The sequence below is a fragment of the Allobacillus saliphilus genome, from assembly GCF_018138385.1.
Taxonomy (GTDB): Bacteria; Bacillota; Bacilli; order Bacillales; family Alkalibacillaceae; genus Allobacillus; species Allobacillus saliphilus.
This window is the reverse complement of record NZ_JAGSIE010000009.1, coordinates 109,895-125,601: the sequence shown is the minus strand read 5'-3', so window position 1 is coordinate 125,601 and position 15,707 is coordinate 109,895. Positions and strand designations below refer to the sequence as shown.

The following is a 15,707-nucleotide window of genomic DNA, read 5'->3' as shown; positions in this document are numbered from 1 at the left end:
TTTAATCACACATTATATAGATGGTTTTTAACAAACAGGAGTGTAAAAGGATGAAAAAGGAAAAAGTCATTATTATTGGCGCTGGCCCATGTGGTTTATCAGCAGCTATTGAATTAAAAAATATCGGAATTGATTCGCTCATCATCGAGAAAGGAAGTGTGGTAGATGCAATATATAATTATCCCACACACCAAATGTTCTTTAGTTCAAGTGAACGATTGGAGATCGGACAAATTCCTTTTGTTTCTGAGAGACAAAAACCGGTGCGAAATGAAGCGTTGAATTATTATCGAACTGTCGCTACACGAACAGGGCTGCGGATTAATACCTTTGAGGAAGTGCAACACGTACAGAAAAATACGGATTATTTTCAAATACAGTCAGTTGATCATAAGGGAACTGAAAAAGTATATCAAGCTGAATTTGTGGTGATGGCTACTGGGTATTACGGACAGCCGAATTATATGGGAATTAAGGGAGAGCATTTACCTCATGTTTCCCATTATTTCAAAGAAGCACATCCTTTTTTCAATAAAAAAGTTGTCGTCATTGGTGGAAAAAATTCAGCAGTAGACGCAACATTAGAGTTAGAAAAAGCGGGAGCGGAAGTAACTGTTCTTTACCGTGGTTCTGATTATTCAACAAGTGTTAAGCCATGGATTTTACCACTATTTGACTCGTTAATGCGAAATGAGAAAGCATTTATCCATTTTAATTCCATCCCAAAAGAAATTACTAAATCTCATGTAGTATACGTCAAAAATGACGAAGAACATTCTGTGAAGGCTGATTATGTATTTGCTATGACAGGCTATCAACCAGATCAACCTTTCTTGAAAAAAAGTGGAATTGAGCTCGATCAGTCTGCTTGTCCAATCTATAATCCAAATACAATGGAGACAAATGTTGAAAATCTCTATGTTGCAGGGGTAGTGGCTGCTGGGTATAACAATAATAAAATTTTTATTGAAAACGGTCGATATCACGGTGGCTTAATCGCTGAGGATATACAACACAAAAATAGGCAATAAGAACGGTAGGTGATTCATTTGAAAAAAGTCGTATTAATCACTACAGGAGGAACAATTGCGAGCAAACCGAAAGAATCAAGTGGAAAATTAGATTCGGGTGCAATGTCTGGTGAAGAACTTGCAGAATTATGTGACTTACCAAAAGGCATTGATGTAGAAATAGACTCAGCTATTCAAAAGCCTAGCATTCACTTGACTGGCGATGATTGGATTCTACTTAAAGATAGAATTGAAAAACACTTTGAAAACCCTGATGTGGATGGAGTGGTTGTCACGCATGGGACAGATACATTGGAAGAGACGGCATATTTTTTTGATTTGACTATCGCTGATGAGCGTCCAGTTGTCGTAACAGGCTCTCAACGTTCAATTGCTGATTTAGGTAGTGATGTATACATTAACTTACGCCACGCTATCTATTCTGCCAGTCACCCAGACTTGAGAAATTGCGGTACTGTTGTTGTTTTCAATGAACGCATTTTTTCAGCACGCTATGTGAAAAAGGAACACGCAAGTAATATTCAAGGATTTAATGCATTTGGGTTTGGCTATTTAGGCATCATTGATAATGATGATGTTTATCTATTTCAAAAGCCGATCAACCGAGAATATTATCAAGTTAAAAGTTCCTTGCCTCGTGTAGACATTGTGAAGTGTCATATTGAAAGTGATGGTGTCGTGTTAGATGCTTTAGCAAATGCAGGAAGTAAAGGAATTATTATTGAAGGGGTAGGTCGAGGGCAAGTCACACCTTCCATGATGCCAGCAATCAAACGTTGCATTGAACAAGGCATTTATGTGGTCATTACGACATCTTCAGAGGAAGGTTCTGTCTATCCAACATACGACTATCCAGGGAGTGCTCATAATTTACATAATGAGCAAGTAGTTTTAGGTCGCGATTTTGATAGTAAAAAAGCGAGGGTGCGACTAAGCGTTCAATTAGCCGCAAAAGAAAACGTGTATTTTTAACTAGCTATGAATTATAACCCCTGAATAGCAAGCTGCGTAACAATAAACCAGTATGATCTATGTATTACCTTAGTTGAAAAAACTGAGAATTGGAGAATATTTTTCTCTGGTTCTCAGTTTTTTGTGCTTCTATCGCATAAATTTCGGACTCAGGCGGAAAATATGGAAAGTCACAATGAATCGAGGAGGTTAATCGATGAATCAAAAAAAGTTCAAGTTGATGATTTTGCCTTTATTAGTTGTTGTAGGCATGTCTTTTTTAGGACCTTCCAAGCCTGCAGAAGCGTTTACCAACCAAGTCATACAACAAGGGGCTGTTGGTGAAGATGTCATCGAATTACAAGCTAGACTTCAGTATATTGGCTTTTACAACGGCGATATTGATGGTGTTTTTGGGTGGAGAACCTATTGGGCAACCCGTAATTTTCAATACGAATTCGGCATTAAAGTAGATGGGTTTGTTGGTGAAAAGACGAAGCGAGCTCTTGAACGAGCGACAGAATACGATCAAAGTTATGTACAAGAACAAAGAAATAAAGGGAAGAAATTCACACATTATGGAGGTCAAGATCGAGGTGGAGAACAACAAACGACTAACGAAGAGTCTAGTACTCCAACGCCTACCGCTGTAAACGTACCAAAAGGCTTCTCACAAAATGATATCCGTCTTATGGCACAAGCTGTGTATGGTGAAGCAAGAGGAGAACCATATGAGGGACAGGTCGCTGTTGCTGCTGTTATCTTAAACAGAATCGAAAGCTCGACATTTCCTGATACGATTTCTGGAGTCGTTTTTGAACCCCTAGCTTTTACTGCAGTCGCGGATGGACAAATTTATATGGAGCCGAATGAAACAGCAAAAGAAGCTGTTCTCGATGCCATTAATGGTTGGGACCCTTCAGGTGGAGCAACCTATTATTTTAATCCGGATACTGCCACTTCGGATTGGATATGGGGAAGACCTCAGATTAAACGAATCGGGAAACATATTTTTTGTAATTAAAATGGAGGTGTGAACATTGGTTCGATGGATAACAATCGCAGTATTAAGCGTTTTGTTGCTCGGCATTGGAATATGGGGGTATCAAGAGCACCAAGATAAGGATGCAGTTCTTGTCCATGCGGAGAACGGATATCAACGAGCTTTTCATGATTTAACTTATCGCATTGATTTATTGAATGATAAGATTAGTACCGTTATGGCTACAAATACGCCAGAAAGGCTTTCGCCACAGATGGCTGATATTTGGAAAATCACTTCAGAAGCACATAGTGATGTCGGCATGTTACCACTATCTCTGTTGCCATTTAATAAAACCCAGGAGTTTTTAAATAATATCGGTGAATATTCATATCGGGTAGCCGTACGTAAACTTGATGATGATCCCCTAGAACAGAAAGAATTAGATTATTTGGCTGAACTATATGAACAATCAAATGAGGTCAAAAGAGACTTGAGACGAGTTCAACATGAAGTTTTGAATGAAGGATTGCGTTGGATGGATGTTGAAATGGCCCTAGCAACGAATGAGCCTGGTGATAATACAATTATCGATGGGTTTCAAACTGTTGAAACGAACGCAGAGAGTTATATAGAAGCAGGGAGTCAATTTGGATTGACAGCGACAGCAGAAGATGAGAAAGAGCTTAAGCTGGAAGGAGAACCAATTACAGAAGAAGAAGCCAGTCAGTTTATTCGCAAACATTTTGACTTAGATGAGTCTTTAGAGCTAAATGTATCGGAATCAATGGAAGGGACAGACCTTCCTGTCTACTATTTTTCCTTTGAAAATGACACACACCGAGGCTATGCAGAAATTACACAACAAGGTGGTCAAGTTGTTTCCTTTATTTTAAACCGTGATATCCAAGATCGTGAAATCAGTTTACATGATGGAATGAACCAGGCAGCTGAACATTTGAAAGAACTCGGTTTTGAAAATATGGAGCCGACCGAATCGATGCAATATGAAAAAATCGGAGTCTACACGTTTGTTCGTACGGATGATGATGTTTACTATCAGCCAGATCGTATTCAAGTAAAAGTAGCTTTGGATAATGGTGAAATTACCGCATTATCAGCTCGAGATTATTTAGTGAACCATTATTCTAGAGACGACGTTAACTATGAACAAAACTTAACAGAAGAAGAAGCGAAAGAGTTAGTCAATCCTGCACTCGAAGTCGAGGTATCAAAGTTGGCAGTTATTAAAAATGACTTAGGTGATGAAGTATTGACTTATGAATTCATTGGACAAGCAAATGATTCAACTTACAAAGTGTATATTAATGCAGATGATGGATTTGAAGAAGGTGTTGAACGCTTGAAGAATAGTGAGCAAATATTTGAATCCTCTTAACTTGAAAAAGGGAAAGACAAAAAGATGTCTTTTCCTTTTTCGTTTTTTTTGTAATAATAAGTATATCTACTCACGAAGGGGAATGGTGACGTGTTTACAATAGGTATGCGAGTCACGTTAGAAATGGATCAAAATGGTAACAAAGAGCAACATACAAGCAAAATTATGGAATTCGATCGAAATTATTTATATCTTACATATCCTTCGCACCAACGTAAGGGAACAACAACTTACGTAGCCGATGGGCAACTTGCGGATATATCAGTCGTTGGTTCCAATAATGTGGTCTATAAATTTTCTTCAGAAATTTTAGGTAGGAAAAAAATAAAAAAAATCCCTGTTCTTTATATTCGTATACCTCATTCGACAGAAATTAAAAAAATTCAACGCAGACAATACGTTCGTGTAGATAATGTACTAGATGTTGCAGTATACTCTTTAGAGGAAGAGAAAGCTCCTTTAATAACAAGATCTGTCGATATCAGTGGCGGTGGTTTAGCGGTAGTGACTGATTCACAAGACCGTTTCAAACCAGATGAAACTGTCCGCTTAATGATTGTATTACCTTTTAGCTCTGACAAATATGAATATATCGAAAGTCCAGGGAAAGTCGTACGAAACTTTTTAGATCAAAAGCATGCTGAACCCCGCATGTCTATTAATTTTACTGATATCCAACCAAATAATCGGGAGAAAATTATTAAATTCATTTTCGAAAAACAATTAGAAGAACGAAGGAAATTAAGTAACAACCAAAATTCCAGGAGGAAACGCATATGAGAATCGCAATTGATGGGCCTGCTGCAGCAGGAAAAAGCACCGTAGCCAAATTATTGGCAAAAGAGCTAGGTTATTTATACATAGATACAGGAGCCATGTATCGCGCAATGACATTAGCTGCGTTAAAAGCTTCTGTTAACTTAGAAAAAGAACATGAATTAGTGGAATTGGCGAATGATACTTCAATTACATTCCAAGCCGGAACAGATGGACAGCAAGAAGTGTATGTAAATGGAATCAATGTTTCAAAGGAAATTCGAGATAAAGACGTGACCAATAACGTCTCAATTGTTGCAAAACATCGCTTAATTCGTGAGAGATTGGTTGCGATGCAACAACAATTAGCCGAAGAAGGTAATGTCGTTATGGATGGAAGAGATATAGGTACGCACGTTCTTCCAAATGCAGAAGTAAAAATCTTTTTGATTGCTTCCGTTATTGAAAGAGCAGAACGTCGCCATAAAGAGAATGTGGAAAACGGATTTGAATCAGACTTAGAAACGCTCAAAGATGAAATTCGCAAACGAGATCAATTGGATTCAGAACGCGAAGTTTCACCATTAATAAAAGCGGACGATGCCATAGAATTGGATACGACTTCTATGAGCATAGATGAAGTGAAAGACAAGATTCTTTCAATAGTCACTCAAAAAGAAAATGAGGAAGGGAAAGCGTAATGTTATATCCATTAGGTAAATTTCTCGTTTCTGTCCTATTTAAAGTGTTATTTAAAATTAAAGTCATTGGAAAAGAAAACATACCCAAGGATGGTCCTGTAATTATTTGCTCTAATCACATCTCAAACTATGATCCACCTACAGTCGGCATTACCTCGCCAAGAACAATTCATTTTATGGCGAAAGAAGAGCTGTTTGAGAAAAAAGGTATTGGGTTTATTTTAAGAAATGTCAATGCATTTCCGGTTAAACGCGGTATGCGTGATCGGAATGCTTTGCGAAAAGGTTTGAAACTTCTGGAGGAAGGGAATGTATTAGGACTGTTTCCAGAGGGCACTCGGAGTAAAACTGGTCAGGTGAAAAGAGGCCTTGCTGGTGCTGGTTTTTTCGCTATGCGATCGAATGCTACAGTCATTCCTTGTGCAATCATCGGGAAATATGAACGGTCTAAACCGTTGACGGTTATTTATGGTAAACCAATAGAGTTCGAATCATTGAAAAAAGATAAACCATCTGCTCAGGAAGTCACCGATGAAATTATGGAAAATATAAAGCGATTATTAGATGAATATAGAAAATGATGTTATGATTTATTTAGTTAAATTTATTGAAGAAGAGTTCTGGTACGAAGGAGGATTTGGACATGGTAGAGAATCATGAAGACCATGAAGTAAATGTGTTGAATGTTGGAGATGAATTGAATGTAACTGTATTGAAATTAGAGGAGAAGCAAGTAGTTGTAGATACAGGAACAAAATTTGATGGGGTCATCCCTATTTCTGAACTGTCACATTTGCACGTGGATCATACAAGCGAAGTATTGTCTGAAGGGGAAGAAGTGAGTGTCGTTGTCAAAAAAGTAGAAGAAGATACAATTATTCTTTCCAAAAAGATGAAAGACCGCGAAATAGCATTTCAAAAATTGACTGAACGCTTCGAAAATGAAGAGGTTTTCGACGTGGAAGTGATTGAATCAGTCAATGGCGGCTTGGTTGTGAATGCTGGATTGAGTGCATTTATGCCAGCTTCTCATGTCGAAACGCATTACGTAGAAGATTTAAGTGAATACAAAGGAAAAACTTTATCTGTAAAAATCATTGAAATGGATGAGGAAAAAAACCGAATCATCGTTTCCCATAAAGCTGTAGCTGAAGAGGAACTGCAAGTGAAAAAACAAAAATTACTACAAGACCTCGAAATTGGTGACATCGTTGAAGGAACTGTACAACGACTAGCTCCATTCGGTGTTTTTGTTGATTTAGGTGGAATGGATGGATTGGTTCATATTTCACAATTATCCCACCAGCATATTGACCAACCTAGCGATGTCGTTAGTGAAGGCGACCAATTGAAGGTAAAAGTCATTTCAGTTGATCGTGACAATGAGCGAATTGGACTTTCTGTGAAAGAAACACTTCCTGGTCCATGGGATCGAATTGAAGAACAAATTAATGTTGGTGAAATTGTTGAAGGAAATGTCGTTCGTCTCGTTCATTTTGGCGCTTTCGTAGAAGTGCTTCCAGGTGTAGAAGGACTTGTGCATATTTCTCAGATTTCGAAAGAACATATTGGTAGACCAGAAGAAGTACTTGAGCAAGGACAGAAAGTAAAAGCGAAAGTGCTTGAAGTAAATGCCGAAAAGAAACGAATCTCTTTAAGTATTCGTGAAATTGAAGAAGATCAAGATCGTTCTGAATATCAAAAATACCAAAAAGACCAAGATGACCATACGTTCCAACTTGGTGACCTTGTCGGGGACAAACTAAAAAAGATGAGGGACTAAAGATTTAATAAGCTACATGAAATAACTTTACAATAAAATGATTGGAAGAGGCTGGGACTTAACAAACATTTATTAATCAGAAGAAGCGCAGTATGGCAGGGTTTATTACACGCAAATTTCCAGAATAGGAGAACGAGCATTCATTAAGTTGTCTCGCTTCTGGAAGTATAGATCGGTATATGCTGTCACTCGTTACTTTCTGATATAAAGCAATTTTTGTCCCAGCTTTTTTATCCGATTATTTTATTATGAAATACAATGTTAAAAGTCTTAATTTTGCAGATTGTGCATTAAAAAATTTACTTATGTTGTTAGGAATGAATGATTATGAGAAAGTCGACTGTTGCTATTGTAGGCAGACCGAACGTCGGTAAATCAACCATCTTCAATCGTTTAGTTGGAGAGCGGATTTCGATTGTTGAGGACACACCTGGTGTTACCCGAGATCGCATCTACGCAAAAGCAGAATGGTTAAATACAGATTTTAATATAATTGATACAGGTGGAATTGATTTAAGCGATGAGCCACTGCTTGTACAAGTTAGAGAGCAAGCTGAAATTGCAATTCATGAAGCAGACGTTATTATCTTTTTGGTCAATGGTCGAGAAGGCATTACGAGTGCAGATGAAGAAGTAGCAAAGATTTTATATCGGTCCAATAAACCGGTTGTGCTCGCCGTTAACAAAGTTGATAGCTATGAAATGCAACATTTAATTTATGAATATTATGCATTAGGTTTTGGACAACCTTTTCCAATTTCCGGTACACATGGATTAGGTTTAGGTGATTTGTTGGATGAGGTCGTAAAGCATTTTCCTGATCGCAGCAATGAAATCGAGGATGAAGATAGAATTTATTTCTCCTTAATTGGAAGACCGAATGTCGGTAAATCTTCTCTTGTAAATGCCATACTTGGCGTTGATCGTGTCATCGTTAGCGATATCGAAGGAACAACTAAAGATGCTGTAGATACTTCTTTTACGAGAGAGGGAAGAGATTTTACCATCATCGATACAGCAGGGATGCGTAAAAGAGGCAAAGTTTATGAAACGACAGAAAAATATAGTGTGCTGAGGGCTATGAAAGCAATCGAACGTTCAGATGTCGCTCTCATTTTAATTGATGCTGACACAGGCATACGAGAACAAGATAAAAAAATTGCTGGATACGCACATGATGCGGGACGTGCAATTGTTATTGTCGTTAACAAATGGGATACTGTTGAGAGCAGTCAAGATGCGATGAAGGAATTTGAACAAGAGATCAGAAAGCAATTCCAATTTTTAAGTTATGCACCAATCGTGTTCTTATCGGCAAAAACAAAGAAAAGACTACACACTTTATTGCCTAAAATCGTCATGGCTGGTGAAAATCATGCTAAACGAGTAAAAACCAACGTATTGAATGAAGTGATTGAAGATGCTTTAGCCGTTAATCCGACACCGTCGATTAAAGGACAAAAACTAAAAATCCTTTATACAACTCAAGTGGCCGCAAAGCCGCCAACATTCGTCGTATTTGTTAATGACCCACAATTGATGCATTTCACATATGAACGTTTCTTGGAAAATCGTATACGAGAAGCTTTTGGTTTTGAGGGTACGCCCGTCAATATTTATGCCAGAAGAAGAAATTAATTGATGAGGTGGAAGAATGCAAAAGGTTACGGTACTCGGTGCTGGAAGCTGGGGAACAGCATTAGCCATGGTATTGGCTCATAACGGACATGAGGTTCGATTATGGTCACACCGAAAAGAACAAGCAGATGAGATCAACGATAAGCATACAAATGACAAATATTTACCGGGGATTGAACTGCCGGATAAAATTAAAGGTTACCATGAATTAAATACTGCACTAGAAGGTTCCGAAGCTGTATTGATTGTCGTTCCAACAAAAGCAATTCGGGATGTCATTAAACAAGCGAAACAGTATCTAACAAGCAATCAGGTTCTCATGCATGCATCAAAAGGAATTGAACCTGAAACACATAAACGAATCTCAGAAATGATTACGGAAGAATTAGGGGAATCATTAGGTGAGAAAGTAGTTGTTTTATCAGGGCCTAGCCATGCAGAAGAAGTGGCCTTGCAACAACCGACTACGGTGACTGTTTCTTCGTTAAAGTCAACTGAAGCCGAAAAAGCACAAGATTTATTTATGAATAACGTATTTCGGGTTTATACAAACGAAGATTTTATCGGCGTTGAGATTGGTGGAGCACTTAAAAACATTATCGCTCTCGGTGCTGGTATATCAGATGGACTCGGTTATGGAGATAATGCTAAAGCGGCATTAATGACGAGAGGCTTAGCTGAAATGGCAAAGCTTGGCGTTAAGCTAGGTGCTACTCCTTTAACGTTTGCAGGACTAACTGGTATCGGCGATCTTATTGTCACGTGTACAAGTCAACATAGTCGTAATTATCGAGCAGGATTTATGTTAGGTGAAGGATATGAATTATCCGATGTACTTGATAAGATGGGAATGGTCGTCGAAGGTGTACGTACGACAAAAGCTGTACATCAATTAGCAGAAATCGAAGCAGTAGAAATGCCGATTACAAGTGGTATTTACGAATTACTGTTTGAAGGCAAAGACCCACGCCAAGTTGTGGATGATTTAATGCAACGAGGAAAGACGAATGAACTGAACGCTCTCTCGGTAGATTTTAATTAAATTTATGACACATCCCTGTCGTTGAACGAACAGCTTTCTCCAGAATGCATATAGTAATATGAATGTATTCGTAAGGAGGAAAACGTATGAAGGATGATGTTACAAATTCGATTATGGATCATCTAAGCAAAAAGGCGGATATTTCACCACAAGAGATCATGCAGATAGCAAATGCGATGCAACAAGCAAATTTCTCGGATGAAAAAACGGTTCGAAACCTTGTCAGAAGGTTAGGTAAAATGGCCAATCGTCCGGTAACCAAAGAGAAAGAAGATCGAATTGTTGAATTGGTTACAAAAAAGAATCAATCAATGGATGCGAACATGCTTCAACAAATTTTTAAAAAATAGCAATTGTATAGGCTAGCGAACGTTCAAACCCACGTGATTGTCATATGATATGGTGAAAGAGTGATGAGCTGCTTGTGAGGAATTAGTCTGAGAGGTGTACGCCCCTACACCTCTTTTTTCTTTTGCATCGGATGAAAGGCTTCTGGTTTGTCTATAATGTAAATGGATGTGTCTTGAAAATTCACAAAGCTTTCAAGTTCATCACTTATAAGCTGATTAAAGAATATGATATAATCTTTGGGGAAGAAAGTGAGGTTGTAACATGTCTCAATCAATGCTAAATATGTACATATCTTTTGGAGGAATGGTTTTACTTTTTGCCGCAACAGGCCTAATTATTTTGGCTAGAAACAAGTTATCTGGTGTGTTAAGATTTATCGTTTCTTTGACGGCTTATGTTTGCTTGATTGTCGGAGCAATCATTATTTTCTATATCGTCCTAAGTGGACCTACCGAATAAATGAGGGATGAAGAATGATGCGTATTCTTTTATTAATTTTTTCCAGTATTCTTTTAACCGGATGTCTTTATCCGAATAATCAGCTTACTGAAAACCAGGCAACGAATGATGAACAATTAGATCGTGTGCAACAAGCTGTTGATGAATACCGAGAAACAACAAATGGACTTTTACCAATTGAAACGAAAGATCAAAACACACCAATTTTTATTAAATATCCTATTGATTTTCAGGTATTGAGGGAAAAAGGAATAATGGGTGAGGTGCCTAGTAATTCATTTGCAGGCGGCGGAAAGTATTCCTATGTTCTAATTAACCCAGAAGAAGATCCAAAAGTAAAAGTAGTGGATGCACGAATAACTCAACAATTAAGAACAGTAAATTATCAAATCAATTTATATCGAAATGAAAATGATTTTGCTCCATTTGGTGAGCGGATTGGTAACGGGATTTTCTCGATAGACCGAGAAAAACTACGATTAAAAGATGGTTACACAGTCACTAGTCCTTATACCGGACAAGAGTTAGATATTGTCATTGGTAAAGGTGGAGATGCGAAAGTCGATTTCAGACCGGATGTATATCAATTAATGGAAGAAGAAGGTATAGAGAAATATGAAGGAGATCTTCGCTATCTTCTTGCAGAGCATTACCCGATTGTTCCTGCGTTTTCACCAGCCATGATTATGGAAGATGGAGAAATTATTTTAAAACAATCCGAATAACTTAATATCTGAATACATAGAGATTCTACTAAGGAAACTGTAGGATCTCTATTTTTTTATATGTTTCTGGCATATTCAAGTAGGACAACGTCATAAGTTAATAGTGCATATGAATAACAGTTAATCGATACTGTATAAAAGGTCGGAGGGATAAGATGGATAATTTCAACGTGTTTCATGACATATCTAAGCGGACCAACGGAGATATTTACTTAGGTGTTGTTGGTGCTGTGCGAACAGGTAAATCCACGTTCATCAAAAAATTTATGAATCAGATTGTATTACCGAACATTGAATCTGAAGATGAACGTGACCGTGCAACGGATGAATTACCTCAGAGTGCAGCCGGTAAAACAATTATGACAACTGAACCTAAGTTTATACCGAATAATGCGGTAGAAATCTCCGTTGATGAAGGTCTGGATGTCAAAGTTAGATTAGTTGATTGTGTAGGGTATACGGTGAATGGAGCAAAAGGGTTTGAAGATGAGAATGGACCGCGAATGATTCATACTCCTTGGTATGAAGAAGCTATACCGTTTCCTGATGCAGCAGAGATTGGGACGAGAAAGGTCATTCAAGAGCATTCAACGATTGGCGTCGTCGTGACAACAGACGGATCTTTTGGGGAAATTCCAAGAGATGATTATGTTGACGCTGAAGCCCGTGTGGTTGAAGAGTTAAAAGAAGTAGGTAAACCTTTTATTATGGTGCTTAATTCCTCGAGACCACATGAACAGGAAACAATCGAGCTTCGTAATGAATTGGCTGAGCTTTATGATATCCCTGTCATTCCCGTATCTGTTGAGGAAATGCGGGAAGATGACATTCACAACATTTTACGAGAAGCACTATTTGAATTCCCAGTTATTGAAGTCAATGTGAATCTCCCTAGTTGGGTGATGTCCTTAAAGGATGACCACTGGCTCAGAAAGCAATTCCAAGAGGCGATTCAAGAAACGGTCAAAGATGTTCGGCGTTTGAGAGATGTCGATCAAGTAGTAGGTAATTTCTTCGATTATGAATTCGTCACTGATGCGAGGTTATCCGGTATGGAGATGGGTGAAGGGATTGCAGAAGTCGAACTTCACACATCGGATGAACTATATGACCAAGTATTAAATGAAATTGTCGGTGTGGAAATTCGAGGAAAAGATCATTTACTTGAGTTAATTCAAGATTATGCAGATGCCAAAAGAGAGTACGACCAATATCAAGATGCGATTGCTATGGTCAAGCAGACCGGTTATGGAGTTGCGAATCCAACATTAGAGGATATGAAATTAGAAGAACCGGAAATCATTCGCCAAGGACCTCGTTACGGCGTGAGATTGAAGGCGGTAGCCCCTTCGATCCATATGATCAAAGTGGATGTCGAATCAGAATTCGCTCCTATTATCGGTACAGAGAAGCAAAGTGAAGAACTAGTCCGATATTTAATGCAAGATTTTGAAGAAGACCCGTTGTCCATTTGGAAGTCAGATATCTTCGGACGTTCATTAAGCTCGATCGTTCGAGAAGGAATACACGCAAAGTTAACACTTATGCCAGAACACGCTCGATATAAATTGAAAGATACCCTCGAGCGAATCATTAACGAAGGAAGCGGCGGATTGATCGCGATTATCCTATAAATTTACAAAAGCGACAGAAAGATGTCGCTTTTTTTCTGTTTAAAATGAGAAAAATGTCTCAAAACGTTGATAAATTAGGCGTTTTAGGGATTTTTATATTGAAAGGTGGATATGCTTGTGATACTATTCAAATACAGCTAGCGTGCCTGTTAAATATAGGAACCACAAAGGTTACGGGCTTTTTACCGTTTTGTTAACCAAGATAATAGCACGAAAAGAACGAAGTAGATTAAACAATTTCATTGAACTTATTGTTAAGTTGCATTGTATAAAATTTACAATATGCAATTTAATATAGTTACTCACTCTTTGAGAGGAGGTGAGACGGATGAACAAAACAGACTTAATTAATGCAGTTGCTGAGCAAGCTGATCTTTCTAAGAAAGACGCTTCTAATGCTGTAGATGCAGTTTTCGATGCAATCACTGGTTCATTGAAAAAATCAGAAAAAGTACAATTAATCGGTTTCGGTAACTTTGAGGTACGTGAGCGTTCTGCTCGTAAGGGACGTAACCCTCAAACAGGTGAACAAATTGATATCCCTGCAAGTAAAGTTCCAGCATTCAAAGCTGGTAAAGCCCTAAAAGATGCTGTGAAATAACAGTACATAGGGTCAATCCCTAAAAAGGAGGTATAACCTCCTTTTTTATTTTTGCCTAATTTATTGTAAATGGTTCAGTTAGAACAACGAAGTCGGTTGAACTCAAAGGAAGTTCCTATATAATAGATTTGTCACCAGTCGGAAGAGGTAAACCGATATGAGAAAATTAATTTAATTTATTTTTCTCTTCTTCTTGTTAGCGAATTTGCGTCGAACATGCTAAAATATCATAGGAGTCCTAGAACGGTACAGTTGGGTGATTTAATTGAATTCAGTAAATGACTATCAGGATCAATTGGTCCAAACATTTATAGATAAATATAAACATACATACGTTGATATAGATCGATATGACGCGGTTCACCTGAAACAACATTTGCATTTTTTTCAGGAAATCAAACCTGTATTGAACGATAGGGAACGTATTATTTTTGATGCTATCATTCACATGCAAGTTTCATTACAAATTCATGACCGTGTAGAGTTTGATTTTTTACAAAGTAATCATACACATCATATGGTTGGCTCTATCCAAATGAATGCCTTAATTGGCGACTATCATAGTTCCTGGTTTTATAAACTGTTATCCGGATCAGGTGAACTCAGTGCCTTAGAGCATTTTCTAGAAACAGTTAAGCAAATTAATCGTACAAAAGTTGAGCTTTTACATACTGAGGATTTATCCGTTATAGATATTCTTGATAAAGTAGAAGAAATTTATATCGGTTTGTATGACGCTTATGCTTTGTATTATCAACTTACTGACTATAATCATTTACGAAATCAAATCATTTATCATTTTGTTTATAGTCACAAACCATTCTGGATAGAAAAGATGATTCAACGAAACGGCCAAGTAAAAGACAAGTGGCTAGAACGAAAATCTCAATTTGAAGAGGATTCGATCAACCGTCAATGAAAGTAGGAGACTAATGGACCCTCAAACAAAATCCGAAAAAGTACATTCTGTATTTGAAAAAATTTATAACCGTTACGATAAAATGAACTCAATCATTTCATTCCAACGTCACAAAGCATGGCGCAAAGATGTTATGAAGCGAATGGCTGTTGAACAAGGTTCTGATTGTTTAGATGTATGCTGTGGAACAGGTGATTGGACAATCGCTTTATCTGAAGCGACCGGAAAGGACGGCAAAGTCATCGGTTTAGATTTCAGTCAAAACATGCTCTCTGTCGGGGAGAAAAAGATAGCTGATCGGCAAATTGAAAACATCACATTTACCCACGGTGATGCAATGAACTTACCTTATGAAGATCATTCATTTGACTATGTAACGATTGGGTTTGGTTTACGAAATGTTCCCGATTACAATCGTGTACTAGAAGAAATGTACCGCGTTGTTAAACCGGGAGGAAGTGTTGTTTGCCTTGAAACTTCACAACCGACCCTGCCGGTATATAAACAACTGTATTTTTTTTACTTCCGTCGCATCATGCCTTTGTTCGGTAAATTATTTGCGAAAAGCTATGATGAATACGTTTGGCTAAATGAATCAACAAAAAACTTTCCGGATAAAGCAACATTGAAAAAAATGTTCTTAGACGCAGGATTTAAAAATGTCAAAGTGAAATCATACGCGCTTGGTGCAGCAGCTATGCACAAAGGCACTAAATAAAGAAAAGGTGAAAACGG

Annotated in this window: 17 protein-coding genes; all 17 read left to right on the top strand. The window is 37.8% G+C overall.

Annotated elements, in window-relative coordinates:
• Positions 1-50 precede the first annotated feature (50 nt).
• The 17 genes from KC820_RS03805 (at position 51) to KC820_RS03725 (ending at position 15,690) form a co-directional block, all read left to right on the top strand.
• Positions 51-1,031, top strand: coding sequence for a YpdA family putative bacillithiol disulfide reductase (locus tag KC820_RS03805; RefSeq protein WP_212368259.1), 981 nt, complete (start codon positions 51-53; stop codon positions 1,029-1,031).
• Between the two features lie 12 nt (positions 1,032-1,043).
• The gene (locus KC820_RS03800) at positions 1,044-2,003 is read left to right on the top strand and encodes an asparaginase (RefSeq protein WP_212368367.1); all 960 of its coding nucleotides are present in this window, start codon (positions 1,044-1,046) and stop codon (positions 2,001-2,003) included.
• 250 nt (positions 2,004-2,253) lie between these two features.
• On the top strand, positions 2,254-3,006 hold the full coding sequence (sleB, locus tag KC820_RS03795; protein WP_377862720.1) for a spore cortex-lytic enzyme: 753 nt from the start codon (positions 2,254-2,256) through the stop codon (positions 3,004-3,006).
• Positions 3,007-3,022: 16 nt separating this feature from the next.
• Entirely contained in the window at positions 3,023-4,363 is a 1,341-nt protein-coding gene (gene ypeB / locus KC820_RS03790; protein WP_212368255.1) for a germination protein YpeB, read from the top strand.
• Positions 4,364-4,453: 90 nt separating this feature from the next.
• Complete coding sequence (locus KC820_RS03785; protein ID WP_212368253.1) at positions 4,454-5,143, top strand: flagellar brake protein; 690 nt, start codon at positions 4,454-4,456, stop codon at positions 5,141-5,143.
• A complete protein-coding gene (gene cmk / locus KC820_RS03780; RefSeq protein WP_212368251.1) occupies positions 5,140-5,820 on the top strand; it encodes a (d)CMP kinase in 681 nt (226 codons plus the stop codon). The genes KC820_RS03785 and cmk overlap by 4 nt, the downstream gene beginning before the upstream one ends.
• On the top strand, positions 5,820-6,401 hold the full coding sequence (locus tag KC820_RS03775) for a lysophospholipid acyltransferase family protein (protein ID WP_212368249.1): 582 nt from the start codon (positions 5,820-5,822) through the stop codon (positions 6,399-6,401). Before cmk ends, KC820_RS03775 begins: the two co-directional genes overlap by 1 nt.
• Positions 6,402-6,463: 62 nt before the next feature.
• Positions 6,464-7,603 (top strand): 30S ribosomal protein S1, encoded by a 1,140-nt coding sequence (rpsA, locus tag KC820_RS03770; RefSeq protein ID WP_212368246.1) that lies wholly within the window; start codon positions 6,464-6,466, stop codon positions 7,601-7,603.
• Between the two features lie 327 nt (positions 7,604-7,930).
• Positions 7,931-9,241, top strand: coding sequence for a ribosome biogenesis GTPase Der (der, locus tag KC820_RS03765; protein WP_212368243.1), 1,311 nt, complete (start codon positions 7,931-7,933; stop codon positions 9,239-9,241).
• Positions 9,242-9,257: 16 nt separating this feature from the next.
• Entirely contained in the window at positions 9,258-10,283 is a 1,026-nt protein-coding gene (locus KC820_RS03760) for an NAD(P)H-dependent glycerol-3-phosphate dehydrogenase (RefSeq protein WP_212368240.1), read from the top strand.
• A gap of 86 nt (positions 10,284-10,369) precedes the next feature.
• Complete coding sequence (locus KC820_RS03755) at positions 10,370-10,633, top strand: stage VI sporulation protein F (protein ID WP_212368237.1); 264 nt, start codon at positions 10,370-10,372, stop codon at positions 10,631-10,633.
• A 262-nt stretch (positions 10,634-10,895) separates the two neighbouring features.
• Positions 10,896-11,093: a DUF2768 domain-containing protein gene (locus tag KC820_RS03750; protein ID WP_212368233.1), complete on the top strand. Its 198-nt coding sequence runs from the start codon at positions 10,896-10,898 to the stop codon at positions 11,091-11,093.
• Between the two features lie 14 nt (positions 11,094-11,107).
• Complete coding sequence (locus KC820_RS03745) at positions 11,108-11,818, top strand: hypothetical protein (RefSeq protein ID WP_212368230.1); 711 nt, start codon at positions 11,108-11,110, stop codon at positions 11,816-11,818.
• Positions 11,819-11,973: 155 nt separating this feature from the next.
• The gene (gene spoIVA / locus KC820_RS03740) at positions 11,974-13,452 is read left to right on the top strand and encodes a stage IV sporulation protein A (protein WP_212368228.1); all 1,479 of its coding nucleotides are present in this window, start codon (positions 11,974-11,976) and stop codon (positions 13,450-13,452) included.
• A gap of 328 nt (positions 13,453-13,780) precedes the next feature.
• The gene (locus KC820_RS03735) at positions 13,781-14,053 is read left to right on the top strand and encodes an HU family DNA-binding protein (protein ID WP_144087326.1); all 273 of its coding nucleotides are present in this window, start codon (positions 13,781-13,783) and stop codon (positions 14,051-14,053) included.
• A gap of 265 nt (positions 14,054-14,318) precedes the next feature.
• On the top strand, positions 14,319-14,972 hold the full coding sequence (locus KC820_RS03730) for a heptaprenyl diphosphate synthase component 1 (RefSeq protein WP_212368225.1): 654 nt from the start codon (positions 14,319-14,321) through the stop codon (positions 14,970-14,972).
• A 13-nt stretch (positions 14,973-14,985) separates the two neighbouring features.
• Entirely contained in the window at positions 14,986-15,690 is a 705-nt protein-coding gene (locus KC820_RS03725) for a demethylmenaquinone methyltransferase (protein WP_212368222.1), read from the top strand.
• The last annotated feature ends 17 nt before the right edge of the window (positions 15,691-15,707 follow it).